We start from the raw sequence: 23,410 nt of genomic DNA on the forward strand, positions 1-23,410 counted from the left end.
GGCTTCTTCCAGGGTTGCATACAGGCTCATGTTCGCCTCCGTTGACAATGAGAGTAAAGCGTCCGGCGCACTGCCGGTGCGGTGGGGGAAACGTCAAAACTAATTGTTGTCTCACTGGCGCAGGATGCAAATTTTTTTGTTGTCCGCTTTGCGACGATGGTTGTCCGCAAAGCGGGAGAAGAGGAGGCGATGGCGGGAAATAATGACGCATCGTTCACTCTGGCGTCAGGAGAAGCCCATGTTAATCGACCCTTCAAGCAAATACCGACCGTTCCCGCCGGTGGCGTTGCCGGACCGCCAATGGCCTGCGCGTACGCTGCGGCAGGCGCCGCGCTGGTGCTCCAGCGATCTGCGCGACGGCAACCAGGCGTTGGCGGAGCCGATGGATAACGCGCGCAAGCGCGAATTCTATCAATTGTTGTTGCAGTGCGGTTTCAAGGAGATCGAGGTGGCTTTCCCTTCGGCGTCGCAAACGGATTTCGATTTTGTGCGCGCGCTGATCGACGAGCGGCTGATCCCGGACGACGTCACGATCCAGGTGCTGACGCAGTCGCGCGACGATCTGATCGATCGCACCTTCGAAGCGCTGCAGGGGGCGCCGCGGGCTATCGTGCATCTGTATAACGCCACGGCGCCGATGTTTCGCGATATCGTGTTCCGCCAGGATAAGGCCGCCACCGTGGCGCTGGCGGTGAACGGCGCGCGGCGCATCCGCCGGCAGTGCGAGGCACAGCCCGATACCGCCTGGTGCTTCGAGTATTCGCCGGAAACCTTCTGTTTTACTGAGTTAGAGTTCGCGCTGGAGATCTGCGAAGCGGTGGCGGAGGTTTGGCAGCCGGGGCCGCAGCGGCCGATGATCATCAACCTGCCGGCGACGGTGGAAGTGAGCACGCCCAACGTGTATGCCGATCAGATCGAATGGTTTTGCCGGCACTTCAGCCGTCGCGCCGATGTGGCGATCAGCGTGCATCCGCATAATGATCGCGGCACCGGCGTGGCCTGTGCGGAGCTGGCCTTGCTGGCCGGCGCCGATCGGGTCGAAGGCTGCCTGTTCGGCAACGGAGAGCGCACCGGCAACGTCGATCTGGTCACGCTGGCGTTGAATCTCTATACCCAGGGCGTGGCGCCGGGTCTGGACTTCAGCCGCCTGAAGCAGGTGGTGGAGGTGGTGGAGCAGTGCAATCAGCTGCCGGTGCATCCTCGCCATCCTTATGCCGGCGAGTTGGTGTTTACCGCCTTTTCCGGTTCGCATCAGGATGCGATCAAGAAAGGTTTCGCCGCGCAACGGCAGCGGCAAGATGGCCGCTGGCAGGTGCCATACCTGCCGCTCGATCCCGCCGATGTCGGTTGCAGCTATGAAGCGGTGATCCGGGTCAACAGCCAGTCCGGCAAAAGCGGCGCCGCCTGGTTGTTGGAACAGAATCATGGGTTGGCGTTGCCGCGCGGTTTGCAGATTGATTTCAGCCAAGTGGTGCAGCGCGCGACCGACGGCAGCGGCAAAGAAATGAGCGGCGCGCAGCTGTGGCGTTTATTCCGCGATACTTACGGGCTGGTGGAGCAGCCGCGTTTGCAGCTGTTAAGCTACCAAACGGAAAGCCATGGGGTAGAGGCCTACAGCTTCAACGCGCGAGTTGCCTGCGAGGGAGAGCCACTGCGCCTGCAGGGGGCCGGCAACGGTCTGCTTTCCAGCGCGGTGGATGCGCTGCGTCAGCGCTTCGGCTTGTCGCTGGCGATCGAGGATTATCACGAGCATACGTTGGGACATCAGAGCGATAGCCGAGCGGTGGCCTATATTCGCTGTACGCTGCCGCAAGGTGAGGCGACTTACGGCGTTGGCATCGACGCCGACTCCGCCAGCGCCTCGCTGCAGGCGCTGTTCAACGTCGCCGGGCGCTATCTGGCGCCAACGTCGGCGCAGTCCGGCTGAAATAGTCGCTGGGCGCTACTCCCAGCAGCCGGCGGAACATGGCGCTGAACGCGCTGGGGCTGTCATAGCCGAGATCCAGCGCCACTTCCAACACCGAGCGGCCGGTCGCCAGCGCGTTTAATGCCGCCAGCAAACGGGCGCGTCGCACCCAATCGCTAAAATGCAGCCCGGTTTCTCGCTGGAAGCGCCGCGACAGAGTGCGTCCGCTGACGCTGAGATGAGCGGCAGCCTGTTCCAGCGTCCAGGGTTGCGCCAGCGTGGCCTGGATATGGCGGCACAGGGCGAGCAGCGAGGCTTCGCGAGGTTCCGGCAGGTGCAGCGGCAGAATCGGCAGCATTCGCAACTCATCCAGAATCAGTTCCATCACGCGCTCATCGCGCCCGCCGCTTGGATAGCCGGGCGCAATTTCCATCGCACAGATAATCAACTCGCGCAGCAGCGGGGAAACCTGCACTACCTGGCATTGGGCCGGCAGATCGGCGCGCGCCAACGGATCGACGAACAACGTCCTGGCCGCCACCTGGCCGGTGATACGCAGGCTGTGCACCACTTTCGCCGGCACCCAGACGCCGCGGCCGGGCGGCACCACCCAACTGCCGAGCCGGGTCGTGACCTGCACCACGCCGCTCAGGCTGTGAATCAGCTGCGCGCAGTTATGGTAGTGGTCCGGCTCGCTGTCGCCGTGGCGATAATCTCTGGCTAATGGCCGTACAGGCCGATCGGGCGGCAGAACGTCGTGAAACAACAGCATCGTAAGCAGGCTCCGCGCGGCAAAAGGGGGAGGACAGCATGCCATGCGGCGCTGTTTCACACCAGTCTGTGGCGCGGCACGGCAAAATGGTTTATAAAATTATATTATATAATTTTATAAACTGATGGAGAGGCAATGGATATTGATGCGATGCGCAAGGCGGCGGCGCAGGCCGGTGCGATGCTGCGTACCTTGGGCAACGAAGATCGGCTGCTGTTACTGTGCAGGCTCAGTCAGGGCGAGATGGCGGTGAGCGAGCTGGCGCAGGCGCTGGATATCCGCCAGCCGACGCTGTCCCAACAGCTTGGCGTGCTGCGCGAGGAGGGGTTGGTCTCCACCCGGCGAGCCGGCAAGCAGATTTACTATGCGGTGGCCGATGCCAAAGCGCTGGCGCTGCTCACGACCCTGTATCAACTGTATTGCCCACAGCCGGAGAACCGCGATGACCATTGACTGGCAGCACTTCACGCCGTATTCCGCGTTGGCGGGCGGGGCCATTATCGGCGGCGCGGTAGCGCTGCTGCTGCTGTTCAATGGCCGGATCGCCGGTATCAGCGGCATTACCGGCGGTTTATTGAGCGCGGGCGGCCGGGAGCGGGGCTGGCGCGCCGCATTTATTGGCGGGTTGCTGCTCTCTCCCTGGCTGTATGCTGCCGCTGCGGCGTTGCCGCCCGGTGAGATCTCGGTTGGCAACGGCTGGCTGGCGGCCGCAGGGCTGTTGGTGGGCTTGGGCACTCGATTGGGCAGCGGTTGCACCAGCGGGCACGGCGTGTGCGGCGTCGCGCGGTTGGCGCCGCGTTCACTGGCCGCCACGGCGGTGTTTATGCTGCTGGGCTTTATGACCGTGTGGCTGATGCGCCATACGTTGGGAGGTTGAAAATGCTTAAAACGCTGTTGGCGCTGCTGAGCGGCGTGATTTTCGGTCTGGGGTTAATTATCGCCGGCATGGCCAATCCGGCCAAGGTGTTGGCGTTTCTCGACGTTACCGGCATGTGGGATCCCTCGCTGGCGTTGGTGATGGCAGGGGCGATCGCGGTGGCAGCGCCGGCCTTCCTGTGGGCGCGGCGACGCGAGCGGAGTCTGTTGGGCGAGCCGCTGCAGATCCCGGCCGCCGGGCGTGTGGATCGCCGTTTGCTGGCCGGCAGCGCGCTGTTCGGCATCGGCTGGGGTATCGCGGGCATTTGCCCCGGCCCGGCCTGGGTGTTGGCCGGGGTGGCGATAGGCCGGGTATGGCCGTTCCTGCTGGCGATGCTGGCGGGCATGGCGCTGTATGACGTTATCATGAGGCGGAGGCGTACATGTCGATAGCCAAAGCGGTGTTGCGCATCGGGCGCCCCACCGATCGGTTGCAGGAAATTGCCGCGTTGTATTGCCGCGGGCTGGGTTTCGAAAAACTGGGCGAGTTTGTCGATCATCAGGGGTTCGACGGCATGATGATTGGGCATCCGCAGCATGCCTACCATCTGGAGTTCACGCAGCACCGCGGGGTGCGGGTCGGGCAGGCGCCGACGCAGGATCATCTGCTGGTATTTTATCTGCCGGATGAGAACGAATGGCGGGCCGCGTGTGAGCGGATGCGGGCGGCGGGGTTTTTGGCGGTCGCCGCCTATAATCCCTATTGGGATCGCGCGGGGCAAACCTTTGAAGATCCTGACGGCTACCGGGTGGTCTTGCAACATCAGGCCTGGCAAGCATAAAAAAACCGGCGCATCGAGCGCCGGTTTGCGAGAGAAAAACGGGTTATCCGTCAGACGTTGGTCGCCGGTTTTTGCGCGCTCTTGGACTGGGTATTTTCCAGCATGCGGCGAATCGGCACGATCAGCACGATAAGCACGGCGGCGCAGATCAGCAACGCGACGGAACAGCGAGCGAACAGATTCGGCAGCATATCCAGTTGGTCGGCCTTGACGTGGCCGCCGATCAGACCGGCCGCCAGGTTGCCCAGCGCGCTGGCGCAGAACCACAGCCCCATCATTTGCCCGCGCATTCTCTCCGGCGCCAGCAGCGTCATGGTGGCCAGCCCGATCGGGCTCAGGCACAGCTCACCCAGCGTCAGCATCAGGATACTGCCCACCAGCCACATCGGCGATACGCCGGCGCCGCCGTTGCTCAGCACATTCTGCGCGGCCAACATCATCAGGCCGAAACCGCCGGCGGCGCACAGGATACCGATCACGAACTTGGTGATGCTGCTCGGACGCACGTTATTGCGTGCCAGCGCAGGCCAGGCCCAGCTGAACACCGGCGCCAGCAGGATGATGAACAGGGCGTTGATCGACTGGAACCACACCGCCGGGATCTCGAAGCCGCCGATCATGCGATTGGTGTAATCGTTGGCGAACAGGTTGAACGAGGTCGGTTTCTGTTCAAACGCCGACCAGAAGAACGCAGCGGAGATCAGCAGGATGAAGCACACCAGCAGGCGCGCACGCTCTTTGCGGCTCAGGCCGGCAAAGGCGAACAGATAGATGAAGTACAGGGTGACCGACGCGGCGATGACGTATACCAGCACGCTGGCCACCTCGACCGGATTGATGACGATGGTGCCTTGGGCGATCAGCACGATGACCGCCACCAGGATGGCCGCCAGCGCCAGCAACCAGACGCCGACGCCTTCTTTCTTCGCGACCGGGCTGTTCCAGGTGGAGTCCAGGCCCACTTCGTGGTCATAACGTTTCATCGCCGGTACGGCGAATACCCGGAAGATCACCAGCGCCACCAGCATCCCGATACCGCCGATGCCGAAGCCCCAGTGCCAGCCGTGTGACTTGATCAACCAGCCGGAGATCAGCGGGGCAATGAACGAGCCGATGTTGATGCCCATGTAGAACAGCGAGAAACCGCCGTCACGACGCGCATCGCCTTTTTTGTACAGCGTACCGACCATCACCGAGATACAGGTTTTGAACAGGCCGGAACCGAGCACGATGAACATCAGGCCGATGAAGAACAGGTTGGTGCCCATCACCGCGGACAGGGCGATCGACAGGTGGCCGAGCGCGATCAGGATCGAACCGTACCAGACGGCCTTGCGTTGGCCGAGCCAGTTGTCCGCCAGCCAGCCGCCCGGCAGTGCCGCCAGGTACATGCTGCCGGCGAAGATGCCGACGATCGCCGACGCGTTCTCGCGCGCGAGACCCAGACCGCCATCGTACACGGTGGCGGCCATAAACAGGATCAGCAGCGGACGGATGCCGTAGAACGAGAAACGCTCCCACATTTCGGTGAAGAACAGAGAACCCAGCGGATAGGGATGGCCGAAGAAGGTCCGGCTTTCTGACTTATTGACAGAGGATTGCATAACGATTTCCCAATAAAAGGCGCTGCAAGGCTGCAGCCCGTACTGTGGTATGTATGTGTATTTAATGAAGGCGATCCGCCCAATGCGGATTACCCGACAAACACCGCGGCTGCAACGCTGATAAACCGTGGAAAGCGTGCTGACCTTTTCTTCACTTGGCCGATGTTTCACATCTGGCGTGATATTATTTAACCATTTGATAACTGGTCGTTGGTTTTGTCTAGTACCTGTATCCCATTTTTTAGACGAAAAGTCGACAAGCATCTCCTTTTCTGGTTTTTCTGTTGGTTATGACAGGAATATGATTGACAGCGGGTTTTATACGCTGAAAGTTAATTAGTTGTTGATAAACAAAGCGTTGGGATAAGAATGTTCTGGGTGGGGCGAAAATACGCCAGCCCGAAGGAGGCATTATTAAAAGTGGGGGAAATGCGCCATTGATCTGGTCAACGGAGGCAACTGGCGATAAATGCAGCTATTGCTCTTCCTGCAGTGTGTCTTCCCGCAAATAGCTCGGCCGCCGCCGCAGACACCACCAGGAATAACCCGCGTTGAACAGCACCACTAAAGCGGTGACGGCGAAGACCGCGCGAAAACCGTAACCGGCGGAGACTGCGGCGCCGAGCAGCGGACCGCTGACGTTGCCGACGTCACGGAACGACTGGTTATAGCTGAAAATACGGCCGGCCACCTGATTGGTGCAGTTATAAATTAACAACGTCTGTACCGCCGGCAGCAACGCGCCGTCGGCCGCCCCCAGCAGAAAACGCAGCACCCCGAGCTGCCACGGCGTTTGCACGAACGCCATCGGGATCAGCAATAGCACCGAGACGATCAGCATGAATACCAGTATGCGTTCCGGGCCGATGCGATCGCCCAGCTTGCCCAGCCGCGGGGCGCTCATCAATGCCGCGACGCCGGGCACCGAGGCGATCAGCCCGCTGATAAACGCCAGGTTATGGGTGGCGCCGGCCAAATCGCGCACATACAGCGTCAGGATCGGCGCGATCGAGCCGGTGGCGATCTGGATGATCATGGTGGTGACGAACAGGCTGAGCACCAGCTTCGGGTTTTTCAGCGAAGCGAACACCTGTTTTGCATGCAACATGTCGCGCTTTTGCACCGGGGTGAATTGTTCTTTGACATACAGCAACGTCAGCACGAAGCAGACGAACAGCACCGCGGCGGTGATGTAAAACACCGGGCGCAGGCCGTATAAATCGGCCAGCAGCCCCCCGATCAGCGGGCCGACCAGCGCGCCGCCGACGCCGCCGGTAGACAGGGTGCCGAGCGCCCAGCCGCTGCGGTTGCGCGGCACCTGGGTGGCGATCAGCGCGTTGGCGTTGGGAATGAAGCCGCCGAGCAGCCCCAGCACCGCACGCAGCGCGAGAAACTGCCAGACCGTTTGCGCCATGCCCATCAGCGCCATGACGATCGCCATACCGAGCGCCGAACGCAGCAGCATCAGTTTGCGGCCGCGTCGGTCGGCCAGGGCGCCCCAGAACGGCGCGGCGATAGCGGAAAACAGGAAGGTGATGCTGAACAGCAGACCGGACCACATGTTGAGCGCCTGATGGCCGGTTACGCCCAGCGTCTCTACGTACAGCGGCAGAAACGGCATCACCAGGCTGAAGGCGGCGCCGGTGAGAAAACATCCCAGCCAGGCGACGAAAAGGTTGCGTTTCCAGTTAACGGGTTCTGCTGCCGAAGCCATAAATGTCCATTGCCGAAAGGTGACGCGTTTTGCCTGTGGCAAAGATGAAGGGGCAAAACGTGAAAAGTTAGCCTGGTAAGTATGCGCCGCAAGCGCGGCGACGGCAAATGAGGGGACAAAGATTGGGCGAAAAATGAAATAAAGTTTTAAAAATAACGTTTAAACCTTATTCCGCGCTTGGCGCGCGGAATTTATAGCGTTTTATAAGCCGGCCAGCGCCTCGAAACCGGCAGCGGTGGTGGTGGCGCTAAAGTCGGTGACCTCGTAGTGGGCCACGGCGTTGAACGGATCTTCGGCCAGGATGGCGTCCAGTTGCGCACGCTCAATGCCTTTGGCCAGGATCACGCCGCCGGTGCGGGGATTCTTGCGGCCGGAAGCGACGAAGGTGCCGTCCTGAAAATATTTCTTAAGCCAGGCGATGTGCCCGTCAAGGTGGCTGTCGACGTCGGCGATCGGGCGATGGTAGGTCAGGCTGACAATGTACATAGCGGCTCCAGGGGGTGGCGGCAAAGGCATTACCATCCCACCCTCGCCGGCGATTCTCAAGAGGCGCGCAATAAAAAACCCGCCGGCGGCGGGTTGGTTTTATCAGTAAAGCGAAGGCTCGCCTTCCGGGCGGGTCTTGAAGCGGCGATGCAGCCACATGTATTGATCCGGCGCCATCAGGATCTCTTTTTCCACCACTTTGTTCATGAAGGCGGCGGCGTCGAGTTCATTATCCAGCGGGAAGTTTTCCACCGCCGGCTGCATGATCAGCTCATACCCTTTGCCGTCCGGCAGGCGGCGCGGGGTGAACGGAATGATCGCCGGTTTACCCATTCGCACCAGCACATAGCTGCCGGTGGTGGTGGCGGCTTTGTCCACTGCGAACAGCGGCACGAAAACGCTGCTGCGCGGGCCGTAGTCGTGATCCGGCGCATACCAGATGATATCGCCCTGTTTCAGGGCGCGGATCATGCCTTTGACGTCCTTGCGATCCAGCATCGACTTGTTGGAACGCATGCGCCCCCAGGTTTGCAGCCAGTCCATCAGCTTGTTGTCGTGCGGGCGGTAAACGCCGATGCCCGGGTTGTGAATGCCGAAGATGCGCGCGCCCAGCTCCAGCGTCAAAAAGTGCAGGCCAATCAGCAGCACGCCCTGCTGGTTGTCGCGCGCTTTTTGGATATGCTCCAGGCCGCTGACCTTGAACCAGCGCTCGATGCGCCAGTTGGGCCAGAACCACGCCATGCCGGTTTCAAACAGCCCCATGCCGACCGATTCGAAATTCTTTACCACCAGCGCATCGCGTTCGGCCTGCGGCATGTCGGGAAAACAGAGCTCGAGGTTGCGCTGGGCGATAGCGACGCGCCGCTTGAGAAAGCGCATGGAAAATCGCCCAATCGAGGTGCCGAGCCAGTAGATGACGGGGTAAGGCAGCAACACCAGCAGATACAGCAAGCCGATGCCGACCCAGGTCAGCCAGTAGCGCGGGTGCAATAAGGAGCGATTGAAAGTAGGAACTTGAGTCATGGGTTCTCTGTTTGAATACGGTTGTTTAAGTGTAATGACAGCGTCATCGCACGGTCTGGCAGCCGGGTGAACTCGGCGGCAAGGTTCGTTTCTGCCGTTTGTTTGCGACTATTGTGGCATTTTTCTGGCGATCCGGGAAAACACAACGCATTAAAATCCCTTTTTGGGCGTTAAATATGCATCGAATGCCGAATTTTTCCACAATCTTTCCTGCCAAAGATAATGGGGATATTATTGTCGGTAATTATTCAGAGGGTAAATATGTTGGCACCATGGATCAGTGCGGGGCTGCTGGTGTTGGGCGCGGCGGTCGGCAGCGTCGGCGCACATTTGCAGATGAACGCGATATTGGCGCTTGCCGGCGTGATGATGGCGCTCGGTATGGTGGCTTCCGCGTTTACCGAAGGCGGCGGACGCTGAACGGGGCGCTTGCGCCAGGGCTGCGCGGCGGCGGTTTTTCGGGTATGATGTGCGCCGCGCGCGGGCCTGCTGGCTGCGCGCGGTAATCAGTCACCTCCCGAAAGACAGGAAAGTACACCATGCCAGTGTTACATAACCGAATTTCTAATGAGGAACTGAAGGCGCGCATGCTGGCGGAAACCGAGCCGCGCACCACAGTTTCTTTTTACAAATACTTCTCCATCGACGATCCCAAGGCGTTTCGCGACAGCCTGTACATTCAGTTCGAAAAACTGAAGGTGTTCGGCCGCATCTACGTGGCGAAAGAGGGCATCAACGCGCAGATCAGCGTGCCGCAGCATCACTTCGACGCGTTCAAAGCCGCGCTGTTCGCCTCGCACCCGGCGTTGGATCAGGTCCGCCTGAATATCGCGCTGGAAGACGACGGCAAATCCTTCTGGGTGCTGCGCCTCAAGGTGCGTGAGCGCATCGTGGCCGACGGCATCGATGACGAGAGCTTCGATCCGAGCAACGTCGGCGAGTATCTGCAGGCCGATCGCGTTAATCAGATGATCGACGATCCGAATACGGTATTTGTCGATATGCGCAACCACTATGAGTACGAAGTTGGCCACTTCGAAAATGCCATCGAGGTGCCGTCGGATACCTTCCGCGATCAGCTGCCGATGGCGGTGGAGATGCTGCAGGACAGCAAAGACAAGAATATCGTCATGTACTGCACCGGCGGCATTCGCTGTGAAAAAGCCAGCGCCTATATGCTGCACAACGGTTTTAAAAACATCTACCACGTGGAAGGCGGGATCATCGAGTACACCCGCAAAGCGAAAGAACAGGGGTTGCCGCTGAAGTTTATCGGCAAAAACTTCGTGTTCGATGAGCGCATGGGCGAGCGCATCTCTGACGATGTGATCGCCAACTGCCACCAGTGCGGCGCGCCGTGCGATACCCATACCAACTGCAAGAACGACGGCTGCCATCTGCTGTTCATTCAGTGCCCGAGCTGCGCCGCCAAGTTTGAAGGATGCTGCAGCGAGATTTGCCGCGAAGAGCTGAAGCTGCCGCGCGAAGAGCAGCGCGCGCGCCGTGCCGGCCGCGAAAATGGCGTCAAGATCTTCAATAAGTCGAAAGGATTGTTGCAGACCACGATGCACATTCCGGCACCGGAAGAAGAAGGCCCAGCCCGCTGAGCCTGAGGAAATGAGAAGCCCGGCCGCCAAGCCGGGCTTTTTTTTATTTCTCGCGCACGCCTTCTACGGAGATGATCAGCTCAACGTCTTGCGACGCCGGGCCCAGATCGGTGGTAATGCCGAAATCTTTCAGCTTGATCTTGCCGTTGGCTTCAAAGCCGGCGCGGTAGCCGCCCCACGGATCGTTGCCCTGGCCAATCAGTTTGGCGTCCAGCGTGACGGGCTTGGTCACGCCGTTCAGCGTCAGGTTGCCGACCACCGCATAACCGTCGCCGTTTTTCTTCACTTCGGTGGATTCAAACTTGGCCTGTTTGTTCTTCTCCGCGTTGAGGAACTCGGCGCTGCGCAGGTGCTTGTCGCGCTCGGCATGGTTGGTGTCGACGCTGGCGGTATTGATGGTCACGTTGACCTTGTCCTTCGAAGGATCTTTTTCGTCGAAGGTGAAGCCGCCGTCGAAGTCTTTAAAGCTGCCGTACAGCCAGCTGTAGCCCAGGTGCTGGATGCGGAACTCGATAAAGGCGTGCTGGCCCTGTTTGTCGATCTTGTAGTCCGCCGCCAGTGCGGAACCGGCGCTCAGCAGCAGGGCGCCTGCGGTCAGGCCCAATACGGTCTTTTTCAACATAGCAATCTCCATAAATCCAAAGGTTAATCGGCGCTGCTACCCAGCATCCGTTTCAAAGTGACATCACGATCGATAAAGTGATGTTTAAGCGCGGCCAGCCCGTGCAGTACCGAGAGCACTACCACGGCCCAGGCCAGGTAAAGGTGTATGGCGCCGGCGGTGTCGGCTTGCTCCGCCATGCCGGTCACGGTGGCGGGCACGTCGAACCAGCCGAACACGCTGATCGGTTGGCCGTCGGCGGTGGAGATCAGATAGCCGCTGATCAGAATGCCGAACAACACGGCGTACAGCGCCAGATGCGCGAGGATGGCGCTGACGCGAGTGAGGCGGCCATAGCTGGCCAGAGGTTTGGGCGGCGGCGAGACAAAGCGCCAGACCACGCGGATCACCATCACGATGAACAGCAGCGCGCCGATGCTTTTGTGGATCTCCGGCGCTTGATGGTACCAGACGTCGTAATAGCCCAGCGTGACCATCCACAGGCCAAGTGCGAACATGCCGTACACCGTCAGCGCCACCAGCCAGTGGATCAACACTGACACATGGCCGAAACGATCGGCGGTATTTTTCCAGAGCATCCTGTTTCCTTCGATTACCGATTGGCTGGCTGCAATAATTAAACTTTAGGAAACATAAAATCAATAATAAATTTAACTATGTTACTTCTTAGAAATATTAGTCAGTGAATTTGTTTGAGATGTTCGGGCTTCATCAGATAAATCGTTGAAGATGATATTATTTCCCTCATGGGGCGGTTGTGCTAGTTGTTGAAAATTAGGCTTATTATTTATTAATGTCAGCTTTTGTCATTTTACGTAAATCGTCCATGAGTTGCTCGGTGGAATTATTTGTTGGCAAACGTTATGCCTATTTCTTGCGGCAAAGAGCAGGGCGGAAAGATTAATTTTTTCGAACGGTTAGGCGAAATCCTCTGCGGCGTGACGGTGGATTTTGCTACCATTAGCGCCAAGAGTCGGCGCCTGCCGCCGGTTAACCCAGTGAAATAACAAGGAAACGTCATGGGCCGAACCCGCGTGACCGACAGCAGCCTGCGTCTGGCCGTCCTGCTGGCGATGTTGGTGATCATTTTGGCCGGGGTGAAAGCCGCCGCTGACATCGTGGTGCCGTTTTTGCTGGCGGTATTTCTCGCCATGGTGTTGAACCCGCTGGTGGCGATGCTGGAACGCAAGCGGGTGCCGCGTATCGTCGGGGTGACGCTGCTGCTGACGGCGGTGATCGTGGTCGTGATGCTGTTTATCGGCATGCTGGGCGCTTCGCTCAATGAGTTCGCCCGCTCGCTGCCGCAGTACCGCGGCATGATGATCGAGAAGTTGCGCGAGCTGCAGCATTACGCCGATCGCTTCAATATCAGCCTCTCCAGCGAAGCGATGCTGCAGTATGTCGATCCGAGCGCGGCGATGAATCTGGTCACCCGCATGCTGGGCCACCTGTCTGGCGCCATGACCAACGTCTTCCTGCTGCTGATGACCGTGGTGTTTATGCTGTTTGAAGTGCAGCTGCTGCCGTATAAGCTGCAGCAGGCGCTGGATAAGCCGAACGAAGGCCTTGCCGCGGTGCGGCGGGCGCTGGACGGCGTGACGCGCTATCTGGTGATTAAAACCATCATCAGCCTGGCCACCGGGGTGATCGTCTGGATCTTCCTGGCGGCGGTCGGCGTGCGCTTCGCTTTTATCTGGGGGCTGCTGGCGTTTCTGCTCAACTACATTCCCAACATTGGCTCGGTATTGGCCGCCATTCCGCCGCTGATTCAGGCGCTGTTGTTCAACGGGCTGGGCGATGCGCTGGTGGTGGCGGGCGGCTTTATCGCTGTCAACATGGTGATCGGTAATATCCTCGAACCACGGGTGATGGGGCGCGGGCTGGGGCTGTCGACGCTGGTGGTGTTCCTGTCGCTGATCTTTTGGGGCTGGCTGCTCGGCCCGGTGGGCATGTTGCTGTCGGTGCCGCTGACGATCGTGGCGCGCATCGCGCTGGAGACCACTGAGGGCGGCTATCGGCTGGCGGTTATCCTGGGGGACGGCCGCCCGCCGCGTCAGCCTCCGGCGGCGCCGGAGTGAGGAAGATCTTGCCTTTCACACCGGGCTGCGTGGCCTGCTGCAGCGCCGCTGCGTACTGATGCAAAGGATAAATCGCGGCGGGTGGGCGCAAAGCCAGCTGGCCGCGCCGCAGCAGCTGGAATAGCTGATAAAACGCCATCTGCCACTGCGCCGGCGCCGCCTGTGCGTTCCATTTGCGCAGGTGGAACAGCGAAGCGCGCAGCTTTAACTCGTCCACCACGCGCCGCCAGTCTACCTGGCGGCCGCTCAGCAGGCCTAGCGCCACAAAATCGCCGCCGGTGCGGACCGCCTGCGCCAGCTGCAATCCGTCTTCCCCACCGATGCAGTCGATGGCCGCACGGGCGCCAAAATTCGTCATTTCCACCAACTGTGGCGCTTCGATAACGCGCCAGGCGCCGGCGGCCAGTAACGCCTGGCGATGAGCGGCGTTGCGCACCACGACCGCCAGACGAATGCCGCGCAGCGCCGTCAGCTGCGCCAGCAGCAGGCTGACAGCGGAGCCGCCGCCGTTGAGCAGCAGTACGTCGCCGGCGTTGAGCGGCAGCCATTGCGTCAACAGCACCCAGCAGGTGAGCGGGTTGATATAGATTTGCGCTGCGCAGGCGTCGTCAATGTCATCCGGCACCCAGACCACCCGAGCCTCAGGCAGCGTGACGAAGGTTTGCCAACTGCCGTCACCCGCTACCGCCAGCGCGCGTCGGTCCGTTGAATGCCCATTCTGCGGATTGACGATGACGCCCACGCCTTCATATCCCGGCACCTGCGGCAGGGCGATGCGGTGCGCGTATTGGCCGTGGATCGGGATCAGATCGGAAGGGTTGATCGGGGCATAGCGCATCTGCAATAACTGCTGTCCGGGGCGCAGCAGCGGTCTGCTCATCTGCTGCAATTCCAGCACCAGGGCGGGATCGCCGAAGCGGTTGAAGCTCAATCGGGGAAATAACGGCGGCATGGATTACATGACGAAGAAGAAATAGACATCCAACGCCAGCAGCACCAGCCACAGACAAAGGTAAAGCACCAGGTGCTCACGCACATTGTTGACGATAGCCGCCAGTATTCGGTTTAACATTTCAGCCGCCTGAAGAGAAGGACCCTTGATTATAGTCCTTTTCTCGACGTCTTTTACAGCGCGCCGCGCGTGTGCGCTGGAAGAGCGGCGATAAAAAAGCCTGCGTTATCGCAGGCTTGATGCTATACCGCCAGCAGCGCCAGCGGCGTCGAATTTGTTGGCGTGCTCGGCGGGTAGAAATAGCGCAGCACGTTATACAGCGAGTAGAACTCCAGCCGGTTGCGCGCGTTGATCTTCTCCGTGATGTGACGTTTGTGCACGTACACCGTATGCGAGCTGATCTGCAGCTTTTTCGCGATGCGGTAGTTGGGCATCTCCGCCATCCAATATTTCATTACCGTCAGTTCCTGCGGGCTGAACAGGGAACGCTCTTCGCCGTCATCGGCCAGCGCCAGCGGATTTTCGCGCAGCGTGCGTAAGGTGAGCGGCAGAATGCTTTTATTGAACAGAAAGGCATTATCGGCGATGCGCATTGGCGCTTCGCTGTAAGGGTAAGGCGTATCGAGATAGATAAACAGCAAGGCAGAGTGGCTGGCTTCCATAAATGCCAGCAGCTGTGCGTCCGCTTCGTTATAGCGGCATTGGTTGCTGAGGTTCACCAGAATGTGGCTCGGCTGAAAGCTGGACAACAGTGGCGTAGCGTACTCAATGCTGTGGCAGCACTTGATCGTCGTAATCCCACTATCAGCAAAGTAGCTGGCTATACCGACCCGGGTGAAGCAGCATTCGTCCACGACAAGTAGTTTCATGGTGACGTCCTTGTTGAAAGCCGATGGAGCATATCTTCTGTAAAATAGGACTTACACTGCAAGTGTTCAATTCGGAAATTCAAATGCTGAATGCAAGAAATTTCCGTTATCAGAATTTTTACTTGGTATTTAAAAGAGTTAGCAGGTTAATAAATTGTAACCGCCAGATTTCGCTGTCCAGGGCTCGACGGGAACGTGGACAGCGAAATCCTCCGCTCAGCTAAATCGCTTCAGACCAAAGCTGGAGAGGTCAACCGGCGGCGCTTTGTCCTGCGCGAACAGCGCGGCGATCTCGCCCAGAGCGCTGGCGAACTTGAAGCCGTGGCCGCTCAATCCGCTGATGACCATCAGGCGATCGCAATCCGGCAGCGTATCGATAATAAAGTCTTCGTCAGGGCTCATATCATAACTGCAGGCTTCGCCGTGTAAACATACGCCTACACCCGGCAAAAATTGCCGCAGGAAGGAGAAAACTTCCGTGCCGTCGCTGGCGTAGCTGCCGAAGGGCTTGCGCTGCTCGGGGGCATCCATCGGCTGGCCGCCGTCGTGTTTGCCCACTTTCAGGCCATCGTTATCCGCCGGGAAGCCGTAATAGTGCGTGCCGTCCTGCGCTTCGACGGTAAAGGCCGGGAAGCGATTGTTCACGCTGTAGCGGCCGTCCGCCTGATGCCAGGAGAATACCTTGCGCAATGGCGCGATCGGCAGCTGCGGCAACAGCGCCTTCACCCAGGTGCCTGCGGTGACCACCGCTTTTCGCGCCGTGAAACGCCCTTCGTCGGTGACGACCTCAACGCCGCCATCAATGGGGTTCACCGCGCTGACCGGGCAGTTGAACAGCTGGCTGCAGCCGGCCTCTTTCGCCAGTTTGATCAGGCTGGCAACCGCCAGTTCGGATCGCAGGAAGCCGGCGTCCGGCTCGAAGACACCGACGTAACCTTCCGGCGCGCGGAATTCCGGCCAGCGTTGAGCGATCTGTTCGGCGCTGAGGGTTTGCGCATTAAGGCGAAACTTTTGCGCGCTCTGCTGAGCATTGCGAATGAATTCGGAGTGCTGCGGCCCCAGGTTGAGCACGCCGCACGACTGGAACAGTTCTTCACCGGATTGTTGAATCAGCGCATTCCACAGCGCCTGTGCGCGCAGCACCAGCGGCACGTACTTTTCACCTTCGCCGTAAGCGTGACGAATGATGCGGGTATCGCCGTGATGGCTGCCGTTGCGGTGTGGAGGAATGGCGCTGTCGATCATCAGCGCTTTCAAGCCGGCCCGGGTAGCGTAATACCCTGCCGCCGCGCCGACTGAACCGCTGCCCACCACAATCAAATCATATTCCACGTGCCCACCCTCTCTGATAGCGATTTCTTATCGCCCCATGATAAAAGGTTGGCGAGCGCAATGCACTGATTGAACGGCGAAAGGCGAAGAAAAGGCGCCGGGATCGGTCACGGCGCCTTAGGGGTTAGGGGACGATGTATCAATGTTTTCTGCGATCAAGATCCTGGTAATCCGTAGCTTCAATCTTGGCGATGCCGGCCTCTAAGATATTGATTAATTGACGGGCGACATCTGTAGTGAGCCAAAGCGTTCGGTCTACTTGGGCTTCTTCGGGCGTTTGGTCTAGTGAAGACAGGTAATGAAGGCGTATCATCATGGCGTCGTAAACGTCGACAGTACTGATATCCCAACCGACAAGCGGGTGCGTCTGAATTACTTCATCATTTCTGTCCATAAAGACCCCTTATTGAGTAGTAACTACCGTGAGTGACTAACGAGGATCAATGCGGCTCATCATCATGAGAGCAATTACAGTATACGCATCCGCTTTCATCGGTGGAGGGGGTTGTCACCGAATTTTGCAAAATAAATATTTATTTGAACAATTATTCTACAAATTTGTATGTGCAGCAGTGGATGAGTCAAGCGCAGCGCGTTATTCCGCGTCGGCAGGTGGCGATGCGCCGTGCAGACATTTTTCCAGCTCTTCGGCCAAATGGGCGAAATGCTTTTGCGTTTCGGCATCACGATTCTGGCTGTGCGATTCCAGCTTCAGGCTGTGGATCAGCCGTTGGTTGGCTTTGTCATCCAGGCTGAAGGCCAGATAAGAGAAAGCCACTTCCAGTACGTTCAAGCGCCTTTTCTGATCGGCAATCAGCGCCAGCAGTTCGCCAAACGTCATTGCGTCTTCGGATTTCACCTTGTCCGGGGCCATGCTTACTCCTTTGCGTTAAATACAGCGCTGAGGCAGATTTTGTTTCAGAGTAAGGGTAAGCGATGAATGGGCAGGGCGCCAGAAACAAAAAAGCCGGAGAGCGACCCCCGGCAAAAACAGCATTGCAGTGTTATTCTGCGCTAAACCATTCGTCTGCGCTTTCCCAGGTTTCCTGAAGGATTTCCTCGATCAGATCCCGGTCGGTTTTGGCGCCCCCCAGCACGGAGAGCCCGTTGGCGCCGGCATAACGTACGTGCACGACGGCGTCTGGAAACTGGCGGTTGACCCGCTTGCCCAGTTCACCGGTCAGCGCCTCAATGGCGCCCGCCGGCAGCGGCCGGGTTTTATCTATAGTGACTTCAACACGCATAATTGCCCCCGAAGCGATTTACTGTTTATTTATACAGTTAACCGAGTGCGGGGGCAAGAGGGCGAAGCAAAAATATCAGTCTTTCAGCGACCAGTTCAGGGTTTCACCCGCCAGGAAGGGGATCACGGATTCATTGCCGAGGGTAATCTCTTCCGGCTGGGTGGTTGGCACGCGCTGCAGTTCGATGAAGTCTTCGTTGAGCGGCAGGCCATAGAAGCGCGGGCCGTTGAGCGAGCAGAAGGCTTCGAAGTGCTCCAGTGCGCCTAGCTGTTCGAAGACCGCTGCGTAAGCCGGGATGGCATTCGGCGCGTTGAAACAGCCGGCGCAACCGCAGCTGGACTCTTTGCGATGCTTGAGGTGCGGCGCGGAGTCGGTGCCAAGGAAGAAGCGATCCGAGCCGCTGGCGACCGCCTGACGCAGCGCTTCCTGGTGGACATTGCGCTTGAGGATCGGCAGGCAGAACAGGTGCGGGCGAATGCCGCCGACCAGCATGTGGTTGCGGTTGAACATCAGGTGCTGTGGCGTGATGGTGGCGCCGAGGAAACGATTGCCTGCCTGCACGTATTGCGCCGCTTCTTTGGTGGTGATGTGCTCGAAGACGATCTTCAGCTCAGGGAACTGTTGGCGAATCGGTTCCATCACCTGCTCGATAAAACGCGCCTCGCGGTCGAAAATATCGATGGCAGGATCGGTCACTTCGCCGTGGATCAGCAATGGCATGCCGATTTTTTGCATCTGCTCGAACAGCGGGTAAATACCGGTCACGTCGCTGACGCCGTGGCTGGAGTTGGTGGTGGCGTTGGCCGGATACAGCTTGGCGGCAGTAAACACCCCTTGTTCGAAGCCGTTGACCAGTTCACTGGCCGCCAGGGAGTTGGTCAGGTAGCAGGTCATCAGCGGAGTGAAATTGTGACCCTGCGGAACCGCCGCCAGAATGCGATCGCGGTAGGCGCGCGCGGCGGCCACGGTCGTTACGGGCGGAACCAGGTTCGGCATCACGATCGCCCGGCCAAATACCTGGCTGGTATAGGGCACCACCGTTTTCAGCATTTCATCGTCACGCAGGTGGATATGCCAGTCGTCTGGGCGGCGGATTTTCAGAACTTGAGGTTGTGCGGTCATCTAGCTAGGCTCCGGCGGTCAAATACGTCTAATGAAAAGCGAATAATGGGTTTATTCACGCCGGGGTGTAAGGATAAGCGGAAAGTGCCGCAGATGCATCTGTTTGTTGGCGACAAGTTGAAATCAATAGCGCGGCGGGCGCATAGTAACAGGGATTTCAACGATGCCGACGCCAATACCGTCGACCTTCATCAAGTGGAAAGGGAGAAAGCAATGGAAGTACGCGTTATCGCCACCCTGCAAGCGAAAGCGGGATTTGAAGCCGCCGTCAGCGAAGCGGTGCACGACATTATCGAGCCGAGCCGCCAGGAGTTGGGCAACCTGCAATATGACTTGCATCGCGATCTGGAAAAACCGGGCGTTTTCGTGTTCTTTGAGCGTTGGGCCAGCAGCGAAGCGCTGGATAAGCATAATGAGACGGCGCATTTTCAGCAGTTCGTCAGCCGGCTTGACGGCAAGTTGGATGTTCTGGACATCAAAAAACTGAAGAAGATCGCCTGAGGACGTTACAGGCAAGAAAAAACCCGCCGATGGCGGGTTTTTTTAGGGTTGCAGATTAACTTATTCGTTAACCGGCTGTGGTTTGGTGGCCGGCGCGGTCGCCTGGCTCACCGCCGAATGGCCGCCTGCGGAGCCTTTGCCTTCAAAGTTGAAGGAAGGGCGCTGCCAGTCGCTGTGCTTGCGTTCTTCCGGCACATAGGCCGGCGCAGGCGCTTTGGTCATCGGCGCAGTGGCGATGTGTTTGTACAGCGCGTCCTGCACGGCTTTCACCGGCGCCGGCTGCTGAGCAACCACTGGCGCAGGGGCTTTTTCCACCGGAGCGGCTTCCACGGCTGCCGCCGCAGGTGCGGCTTCTACCATTGGCGTTTCTTCCGCTGGCGTGGCTTCTACCACCGGTGCAGTTTCGACCACAGGCTCGTCTTCCGCTAGCGCAGGTTCAACCACTGGCTCTACAGCTACGGTTTCAGCTACCGGCTCGGCTTCCACTGCAGGGGCAGTCTCTTCCGCTTTCGGCTGTTCAACTGCAACAGTTGCCGGGGAGGTTTCCACCGGCGCCGGGATTTCCTCGGCCGGGATAGCCACGACAGGCGCTACGGCTGCAGCTTCTTCCGTTACGGTAACGGCAGCAGTTTCAACGGCGGCCTCTGGCGCAGGCGGGTTGACGCTGGCCGCCACCTGGGTTTCTTCCACGGCAACGTTGTGCTGTTCAACCGCGGCAGCGACAACCGGTGCCACAGCCTGTTCTACGGCTTCGGTCTGCACTTCGGCTTCTTCAACCTGAGCGACCGGGTAGCTTACCCAGACTTTGCCCGATGCCATTTCCGGCGAAGCGAATGCGCCCGCCAGCGGCATTGGAGATTGCAGCGGGTAACGTTCATCGCGGTAACGGCGGCGGCGCTGGCCGCTGACGCGCAGGTGGCGCGGTGAACGGCGGGAACGGCGCGGCATGCCTTCGCCGTTGCCGCGGCTTTCGCCCTGGGCATCGTCTTCCGGCTGTGCGGCAACGGTTTCCGGCAGCAGCTTGACGCTGTCGTCGGTGGTCGGCTGCGCGTCTTCGGCTTTCGCTACCGGCGCTTTCGGCGCCAACAGCTCTTCCGCTGCGCGCTGCAGCTCTTCTTCGGCAGACAGGATACGCACTTTCTGCGTCAGCGTGCGGCGCTGACGGCGCTGCATGTTCTGCTGCTGGCGTTCTTCCTGCTCTTCGTCGGTGCTCTCGACCGCTTCAACGCTTTCCAGCGCTTTCACTTCCTGCTGAGCCTGACGTTTCTCTTCCTGACGGCGACGCTGGCGTTCAGCGCGCTGCTCACGGCGTTGCTGCTGATCTTCGCGCGGCGCTTTAGCGCCTTCTTCTGAAGCGGTTTCCTCCGCTACCGGCGCGTTCTGCTGCTGGTTGCGGCGGTTACGGCGCTGCTCATCGCGGGACTCACGCGATTCACGGCCTTCACGGTTCTCACGCGGTTCACGGTTGTCGCGCTCGCGATTGTCACGGCCTTCACCGCGCTCTTTACGCTCGCCGCGTTCCGGACGATCGCCACGGTCGCTACGCTCACCGCGCTCTTTACGGCCGGTGCCTTGACGGCGCTGACCGCGACGATCCTGACGACGGTTTTCACCGTTGCTTTCCGCCTTCGGCGCTTCGGCTGGTTTGGCTTCTTCGACGGCAGGTTGCTCTTCACCGGCGAACAAGTTCTTCAGACCACCGAACAGGCGGCCCAGGAAGCCCGGCTTGGCGGCGGCCGGCGCTGCGGCTTTCGCCTTGGCGGCTGCAGCGGCAGGCTTGGCCACGGCGACGGGTTCTTCAGCCGGCGGCGGCGCATCGGCGGACAGCGAGAAGGAAGCCAGGGCCGGTTGCTCCGGACGCTTGCGCTCCATCGGCGCATCTTCCAGCGGGCGTTCCATGTCTTCTTCGTGCAGCTTCGGCAGCAGGTAGCTGAGGGTAGAGGTTTCCTCGCCCTTGCGCACGCGCAGCACCGAGTAGTGCGGGGTTTGCATTTCATCGTTCGGCACGATGACGGCTTTCACGCCACCCTGACGTTTTTCGATCGCGCTGACGGATTCGCGCTTTTCGTTCAACAGGTACGAAGCGACCTGAACCGGCACGATAGCGTGAACTTCTTTGGTGTTTTCCTTCAGCGCTTCTTCTTCGATCAGACGCAGAATGGACAGCGCCAGCGATTCGTTGTCGCGAATGGTGCCGGTGCCGTTACAGCGTGGGCACACGTGATGGCTGGACTCGCCAAGCGACGGGCTGAGGCGCTGACGCGACATTTCCAGCAGGCCGAAGCGGGAGATGCGGCCGATTTGGATGCGCGCGCGGTCTTGGCGCACGGCGTCACGCAGGCGGTTTTCCACTTCGCGCTGGTGGCGAACCGGCGTCATGTCGATGAAGTCGATGACGATCAGGCCGCCGAGGTCGCGCAGGCGCAGCTGGCGAGCGATCTCGTCCGCCGCTTCCAGGTTGGTGTTGAACGCCGTCTCTTCGATGTCGCCGCCGCGGGTTGCACGCGCGGAGTTGATGTCGATGGCGGTCAGCGCTTCGGTGCTGTCGATGACGATCGAACCGCCGGACGGCAGGCGCACTTCGCGCTGGAAGGCGGATTCGATCTGCGATTCGATCTGATAGTGGCTGAACAGAGGAATTTCACCGCTGTACAGTTTGATTTTGCTGCTGAAATCCGGGCGGCCCAGCGCAGCGATGTGCTCTTTGGCCAGATCGAGAATTTTCGGGTTGTCGATCAGGATTTCGCCGATGTCCGGGCGCAGGTAATCGCGGAAGGCGCGCACGATAACGTTGCTTTCCTGGTGGATCAGGAACGGCGCAGAGCGGCCTTCGGCGGCTTTTTTAATCGCTTCCCAGTGCTTCAGGCGGAAGGAGAGATCCCACTGCAGCGCGTCGGCGGATTTGCCTACGCCCGCGGTGCGAACGATCAGGCCCATGCCGTCCGGTAGTTGCAGCGAAGAGAGCGCTTCTTTCAGCTCGGTGCGATCGTCGCCCTCGATGCGGCGAGAAATACCGCCGGCGCGCGGGTTGTTCGGCATCAGCACCAGATAACTGCCCGCCAGACTGATGAAGGTGGTCAAGGCGGCGCCTTTGTTGCCACGTTCTTCTTTGTCTACCTGAACGATGACTTCCTGGCCTTCGCGCAGCACATCTTTGATGTTCGGGCGACCATGGGAAGAGTAATTGCTAGGGAAGTATTCGCGGGCGATTTCTTTAAGGGGGAGGAAACCATGTCGTTCTGCGCCGTAGTCCACGAACGCTGCTTCAAGACTTGGTTCAATGCGGGTGATTTTGCCTTTGTAAATATTCGCTTTTTTCTGCTCATGACCCGGACTTTCAATATCCAAATCATACAGCCGCTGTCCATCTACGAGGGCAACACGCAACTCTTCCTGCTGAGTTGCGTTAATCAACATTCTTTTCATCTTAACTTACTCGTTATTTTTACATTATCGACAAAGCTGCGGGCAAAATAACCTCATGGCCGGAGTTAAACCGAAAGCCCCGTGTCTTCTCGCAAAGTCGTCAACCTCACGGTTGTCGCCTGCATAGGGGCGCATTATCTCGGTAAGCCTGCTTTTCTTTGTGAAAGACAGCACTTTTACTAGGGGAATAGCCTCTGATTTACGTCGACAGATCTGATTCCATTTGCCGGCCAAGCTGCAACCCGCAGCCCGCTAATTGTTTGATTTCGCATTACGTCTTACGCCATTGCTGCGTTTTTGCGCGATCAGACAAATTTTATAATTCCACCGTTTTCCCTGTTTAACGAGAATCAACGCGGAAAGTGACTGCATTATTCCACTGCTGATGCCGTTATAGCAAGGTGACTTTTCCTTAACTGCGGAAGAAATCGCAAACGTTCAAATCGGCTTGCTGC

Annotated in this window: 25 protein-coding genes; 9 read left to right on the forward strand and 16 right to left on the reverse strand. The window is 59.1% G+C overall.

Annotated elements, in window-relative coordinates; all coding sequences use genetic code 11:
* Positions 1–238: 238 nt before the first annotated feature.
* On the forward strand, positions 239–1,927 hold the full coding sequence (leuA, locus tag ADK28_RS12880; RefSeq protein WP_033640758.1) for a 2-isopropylmalate synthase: 1,689 nt from the start codon (positions 239–241) through the stop codon (positions 1,925–1,927).
* On the opposite strand, the gene ADK28_RS12885 is transcribed toward leuA, so the two are convergent.
* Complete coding sequence (locus ADK28_RS12885) at positions 1,878–2,678, reverse strand: AraC family transcriptional regulator (RefSeq protein WP_016928219.1); 801 nt, start codon at positions 2,676–2,678, stop codon at positions 1,878–1,880. The two genes, leuA and ADK28_RS12885, sit on opposite strands and share 50 nt — an antisense overlap.
* 135 nt (positions 2,679–2,813) lie before the next feature.
* On the opposite strand from ADK28_RS12885, the gene ADK28_RS12890 reads away from it, so the two are divergent.
* From ADK28_RS12890 to ADK28_RS12905, 4 genes are read left to right on the forward strand one after another with little or no spacing between them, the layout of a single operon-like run.
* A complete protein-coding gene (locus ADK28_RS12890; protein ID WP_016928218.1) occupies positions 2,814–3,131 on the forward strand; it encodes an ArsR/SmtB family transcription factor in 318 nt (105 codons plus the stop codon).
* Positions 3,121–3,555 (forward strand): YeeE/YedE family protein, encoded by a 435-nt coding sequence (locus tag ADK28_RS12895; protein ID WP_033640757.1) that lies wholly within the window; start codon positions 3,121–3,123, stop codon positions 3,553–3,555. Before ADK28_RS12890 ends, ADK28_RS12895 begins: the two co-directional genes overlap by 11 nt.
* 2 nt (positions 3,556–3,557) lie before the next feature.
* Positions 3,558–3,986, forward strand: a complete 429-nt coding sequence (locus ADK28_RS12900) for a DUF6691 family protein (protein WP_048795830.1) — start codon at positions 3,558–3,560, stop codon at positions 3,984–3,986.
* Positions 3,977–4,375 carry a VOC family protein gene (locus ADK28_RS12905; RefSeq protein WP_016928215.1) on the forward strand — a complete coding sequence of 133 codons (399 nt, stop codon included), beginning with the start codon at positions 3,977–3,979 and terminating at the stop codon, positions 4,373–4,375. The genes ADK28_RS12900 and ADK28_RS12905 overlap by 10 nt, the downstream gene beginning before the upstream one ends.
* Positions 4,376–4,425: 50 nt before the next feature.
* On the opposite strand, the gene ADK28_RS12910 is transcribed toward ADK28_RS12905, so the two are convergent.
* The 4 genes from ADK28_RS12910 to ADK28_RS12925 form a co-directional block, all read right to left on the reverse strand.
* Positions 4,426–5,979 carry a peptide MFS transporter gene (locus ADK28_RS12910; RefSeq protein ID WP_016928214.1) on the reverse strand — a complete coding sequence of 518 codons (1,554 nt, stop codon included), beginning with the start codon at positions 5,977–5,979 and terminating at the stop codon, positions 4,426–4,428.
* A gap of 475 nt (positions 5,980–6,454) precedes the next feature.
* Positions 6,455–7,693: a multidrug efflux MFS transporter MdtG gene (mdtG, locus tag ADK28_RS12915; RefSeq protein WP_016928213.1), complete on the reverse strand. Its 1,239-nt coding sequence runs from the start codon at positions 7,691–7,693 to the stop codon at positions 6,455–6,457.
* Positions 7,694–7,894: 201 nt separating this feature from the next.
* Positions 7,895–8,179 carry a YciI family protein gene (locus tag ADK28_RS12920; protein ID WP_016928212.1) on the reverse strand — a complete coding sequence of 95 codons (285 nt, stop codon included), beginning with the start codon at positions 8,177–8,179 and terminating at the stop codon, positions 7,895–7,897.
* Positions 8,180–8,281: 102 nt separating this feature from the next.
* Positions 8,282–9,202 (reverse strand): Kdo(2)-lipid IV(A) acyltransferase, encoded by a 921-nt coding sequence (locus ADK28_RS12925; protein ID WP_015377426.1) that lies wholly within the window; start codon positions 9,200–9,202, stop codon positions 8,282–8,284.
* A gap of 261 nt (positions 9,203–9,463) precedes the next feature.
* On the opposite strand from ADK28_RS12925, the gene ADK28_RS12930 reads away from it, so the two are divergent.
* Positions 9,464–9,622, forward strand: coding sequence for a hypothetical protein (locus ADK28_RS12930; RefSeq protein WP_016928210.1), 159 nt, complete (start codon positions 9,464–9,466; stop codon positions 9,620–9,622).
* A 119-nt stretch (positions 9,623–9,741) separates the two neighbouring features.
* The gene (locus ADK28_RS12935; protein ID WP_048795831.1) at positions 9,742–10,809 is read left to right on the forward strand and encodes a rhodanese-related sulfurtransferase; all 1,068 of its coding nucleotides are present in this window, start codon (positions 9,742–9,744) and stop codon (positions 10,807–10,809) included.
* 43 nt (positions 10,810–10,852) lie between these two features.
* Here the strand turns inward: ADK28_RS12935 and ADK28_RS12940 are convergent, their stop codons facing one another.
* Entirely contained in the window at positions 10,853–11,431 is a 579-nt protein-coding gene (locus tag ADK28_RS12940; protein WP_048795832.1) for a YceI family protein, read from the reverse strand.
* A gap of 23 nt (positions 11,432–11,454) precedes the next feature.
* Positions 11,455–12,009 carry a cytochrome b gene (locus ADK28_RS12945; RefSeq protein ID WP_048795833.1) on the reverse strand — a complete coding sequence of 185 codons (555 nt, stop codon included), beginning with the start codon at positions 12,007–12,009 and terminating at the stop codon, positions 11,455–11,457.
* 441 nt (positions 12,010–12,450) lie between these two features.
* On the opposite strand from ADK28_RS12945, the gene ADK28_RS12950 reads away from it, so the two are divergent.
* The gene (locus ADK28_RS12950; protein ID WP_033640753.1) at positions 12,451–13,509 is read left to right on the forward strand and encodes an AI-2E family transporter; all 1,059 of its coding nucleotides are present in this window, start codon (positions 12,451–12,453) and stop codon (positions 13,507–13,509) included.
* Here the strand turns inward: ADK28_RS12950 and ADK28_RS12955 are convergent.
* The 8 genes from ADK28_RS12955 to pyrC all read right to left on the reverse strand — a co-directional run bounded on the left by ADK28_RS12955 (position 13,457) and on the right by pyrC (position 19,028).
* Positions 13,457–14,461 (reverse strand): zinc-dependent alcohol dehydrogenase family protein, encoded by a 1,005-nt coding sequence (locus tag ADK28_RS12955; protein ID WP_048795834.1) that lies wholly within the window; start codon positions 14,459–14,461, stop codon positions 13,457–13,459. The genes ADK28_RS12950 and ADK28_RS12955 overlap by 53 nt on opposite strands.
* A gap of 3 nt (positions 14,462–14,464) precedes the next feature.
* Positions 14,465–14,581: a DUF2770 family protein gene (locus ADK28_RS30060; RefSeq protein ID WP_004927822.1), complete on the reverse strand. Its 117-nt coding sequence runs from the start codon at positions 14,579–14,581 to the stop codon at positions 14,465–14,467.
* Between the two features lie 122 nt (positions 14,582–14,703).
* A complete protein-coding gene (locus ADK28_RS12965; protein WP_048795835.1) occupies positions 14,704–15,330 on the reverse strand; it encodes a LuxR C-terminal-related transcriptional regulator in 627 nt (208 codons plus the stop codon).
* 216 nt (positions 15,331–15,546) lie between these two features.
* Positions 15,547–16,662, reverse strand: a complete 1,116-nt coding sequence (gene solA / locus ADK28_RS12970) for an N-methyl-L-tryptophan oxidase (protein WP_028128020.1) — start codon at positions 16,660–16,662, stop codon at positions 15,547–15,549.
* 139 nt (positions 16,663–16,801) lie between these two features.
* A complete protein-coding gene (bssS, locus tag ADK28_RS12975; protein WP_004927812.1) occupies positions 16,802–17,056 on the reverse strand; it encodes a biofilm formation regulator BssS in 255 nt (84 codons plus the stop codon).
* 201 nt (positions 17,057–17,257) lie between these two features.
* On the reverse strand, positions 17,258–17,536 hold the full coding sequence (locus ADK28_RS12980) for a hypothetical protein (protein ID WP_004927809.1): 279 nt from the start codon (positions 17,534–17,536) through the stop codon (positions 17,258–17,260).
* Between the two features lie 130 nt (positions 17,537–17,666).
* Complete coding sequence (dinI, locus tag ADK28_RS12985; RefSeq protein WP_015377444.1) at positions 17,667–17,906, reverse strand: DNA damage-inducible protein I; 240 nt, start codon at positions 17,904–17,906, stop codon at positions 17,667–17,669.
* A 75-nt stretch (positions 17,907–17,981) separates the two neighbouring features.
* Positions 17,982–19,028: a dihydroorotase gene (pyrC, locus tag ADK28_RS12990; RefSeq protein ID WP_048795836.1), complete on the reverse strand. Its 1,047-nt coding sequence runs from the start codon at positions 19,026–19,028 to the stop codon at positions 17,982–17,984.
* Positions 19,029–19,241: 213 nt separating this feature from the next.
* Between pyrC and ADK28_RS12995 the strand changes: the two genes are divergently transcribed.
* On the forward strand, positions 19,242–19,529 hold the full coding sequence (locus ADK28_RS12995) for a putative quinol monooxygenase (RefSeq protein ID WP_015377446.1): 288 nt from the start codon (positions 19,242–19,244) through the stop codon (positions 19,527–19,529).
* Positions 19,530–19,589: 60 nt separating this feature from the next.
* Here ADK28_RS12995 and rne read toward each other — a convergent pair whose 3' ends face one another.
* Positions 19,590–22,955 carry a ribonuclease E gene (gene rne / locus ADK28_RS13000; protein ID WP_075202072.1) on the reverse strand — a complete coding sequence of 1,122 codons (3,366 nt, stop codon included), beginning with the start codon at positions 22,953–22,955 and terminating at the stop codon, positions 19,590–19,592.
* Positions 22,956–23,410: the final 455 nt, after the last annotated feature.

It is taken from the genome of Serratia sp. 506_PEND (assembly GCF_001076875.1).
Taxonomy (GTDB): Bacteria; Pseudomonadota; Gammaproteobacteria; order Enterobacterales; family Enterobacteriaceae; genus Serratia; species Serratia marcescens.

What these genes read in the sequence shown, in the direction of transcription:
- leuA (WP_033640758.1), top strand. Translation starts at nt 239, where the DNA reads ATGTTAATCGACCCTTCAAGCAAATACCGACCGTTCCCGCCGGTGGCG.
- ADK28_RS12885 (WP_016928219.1), bottom strand. Translation starts at nt 2,678, where the DNA reads ATGCTGTTGTTTCACGACGTTCTGCCGCCCGATCGGCCTGTACGGCCA.
- ADK28_RS12890 (WP_016928218.1), top strand. Translation starts at nt 2,814, where the DNA reads ATGGATATTGATGCGATGCGCAAGGCGGCGGCGCAGGCCGGTGCGATG.
- ADK28_RS12895 (WP_033640757.1), top strand. Translation starts at nt 3,121, where the DNA reads ATGACCATTGACTGGCAGCACTTCACGCCGTATTCCGCGTTGGCGGGC.
- ADK28_RS12900 (WP_048795830.1), top strand. Translation starts at nt 3,558, where the DNA reads ATGCTTAAAACGCTGTTGGCGCTGCTGAGCGGCGTGATTTTCGGTCTG.
- ADK28_RS12905 (WP_016928215.1), top strand. Translation starts at nt 3,977, where the DNA reads ATGTCGATAGCCAAAGCGGTGTTGCGCATCGGGCGCCCCACCGATCGG.
- ADK28_RS12910 (WP_016928214.1), bottom strand. Translation starts at nt 5,979, where the DNA reads ATGCAATCCTCTGTCAATAAGTCAGAAAGCCGGACCTTCTTCGGCCAT.
- mdtG (WP_016928213.1), bottom strand. Translation starts at nt 7,693, where the DNA reads ATGGCTTCGGCAGCAGAACCCGTTAACTGGAAACGCAACCTTTTCGTC.
- ADK28_RS12920 (WP_016928212.1), bottom strand. Translation starts at nt 8,179, where the DNA reads ATGTACATTGTCAGCCTGACCTACCATCGCCCGATCGCCGACGTCGAC.
- ADK28_RS12925 (WP_015377426.1), bottom strand. Translation starts at nt 9,202, where the DNA reads ATGACTCAAGTTCCTACTTTCAATCGCTCCTTATTGCACCCGCGCTAC.
- ADK28_RS12930 (WP_016928210.1), top strand. Translation starts at nt 9,464, where the DNA reads ATGTTGGCACCATGGATCAGTGCGGGGCTGCTGGTGTTGGGCGCGGCG.
- ADK28_RS12935 (WP_048795831.1), top strand. Translation starts at nt 9,742, where the DNA reads ATGCCAGTGTTACATAACCGAATTTCTAATGAGGAACTGAAGGCGCGC.
- ADK28_RS12940 (WP_048795832.1), bottom strand. Translation starts at nt 11,431, where the DNA reads ATGTTGAAAAAGACCGTATTGGGCCTGACCGCAGGCGCCCTGCTGCTG.
- ADK28_RS12945 (WP_048795833.1), bottom strand. Translation starts at nt 12,009, where the DNA reads ATGCTCTGGAAAAATACCGCCGATCGTTTCGGCCATGTGTCAGTGTTG.
- ADK28_RS12950 (WP_033640753.1), top strand. Translation starts at nt 12,451, where the DNA reads ATGGGCCGAACCCGCGTGACCGACAGCAGCCTGCGTCTGGCCGTCCTG.
- ADK28_RS12955 (WP_048795834.1), bottom strand. Translation starts at nt 14,461, where the DNA reads ATGCCGCCGTTATTTCCCCGATTGAGCTTCAACCGCTTCGGCGATCCC.
- ADK28_RS30060 (WP_004927822.1), bottom strand. Translation starts at nt 14,581, where the DNA reads ATGTTAAACCGAATACTGGCGGCTATCGTCAACAATGTGCGTGAGCAC.
- ADK28_RS12965 (WP_048795835.1), bottom strand. Translation starts at nt 15,330, where the DNA reads ATGAAACTACTTGTCGTGGACGAATGCTGCTTCACCCGGGTCGGTATA.
- bssS (WP_004927812.1), bottom strand. Translation starts at nt 17,056, where the DNA reads ATGGACAGAAATGATGAAGTAATTCAGACGCACCCGCTTGTCGGTTGG.
- ADK28_RS12980 (WP_004927809.1), bottom strand. Translation starts at nt 17,536, where the DNA reads ATGGCCCCGGACAAGGTGAAATCCGAAGACGCAATGACGTTTGGCGAA.
- dinI (WP_015377444.1), bottom strand. Translation starts at nt 17,906, where the DNA reads ATGCGTGTTGAAGTCACTATAGATAAAACCCGGCCGCTGCCGGCGGGC.
- pyrC (WP_048795836.1), bottom strand. Translation starts at nt 19,028, where the DNA reads ATGACCGCACAACCTCAAGTTCTGAAAATCCGCCGCCCAGACGACTGG.
- ADK28_RS12995 (WP_015377446.1), top strand. Translation starts at nt 19,242, where the DNA reads ATGGAAGTACGCGTTATCGCCACCCTGCAAGCGAAAGCGGGATTTGAA.
- rne (WP_075202072.1), bottom strand. Translation starts at nt 22,955, where the DNA reads ATGAAAAGAATGTTGATTAACGCAACTCAGCAGGAAGAGTTGCGTGTT.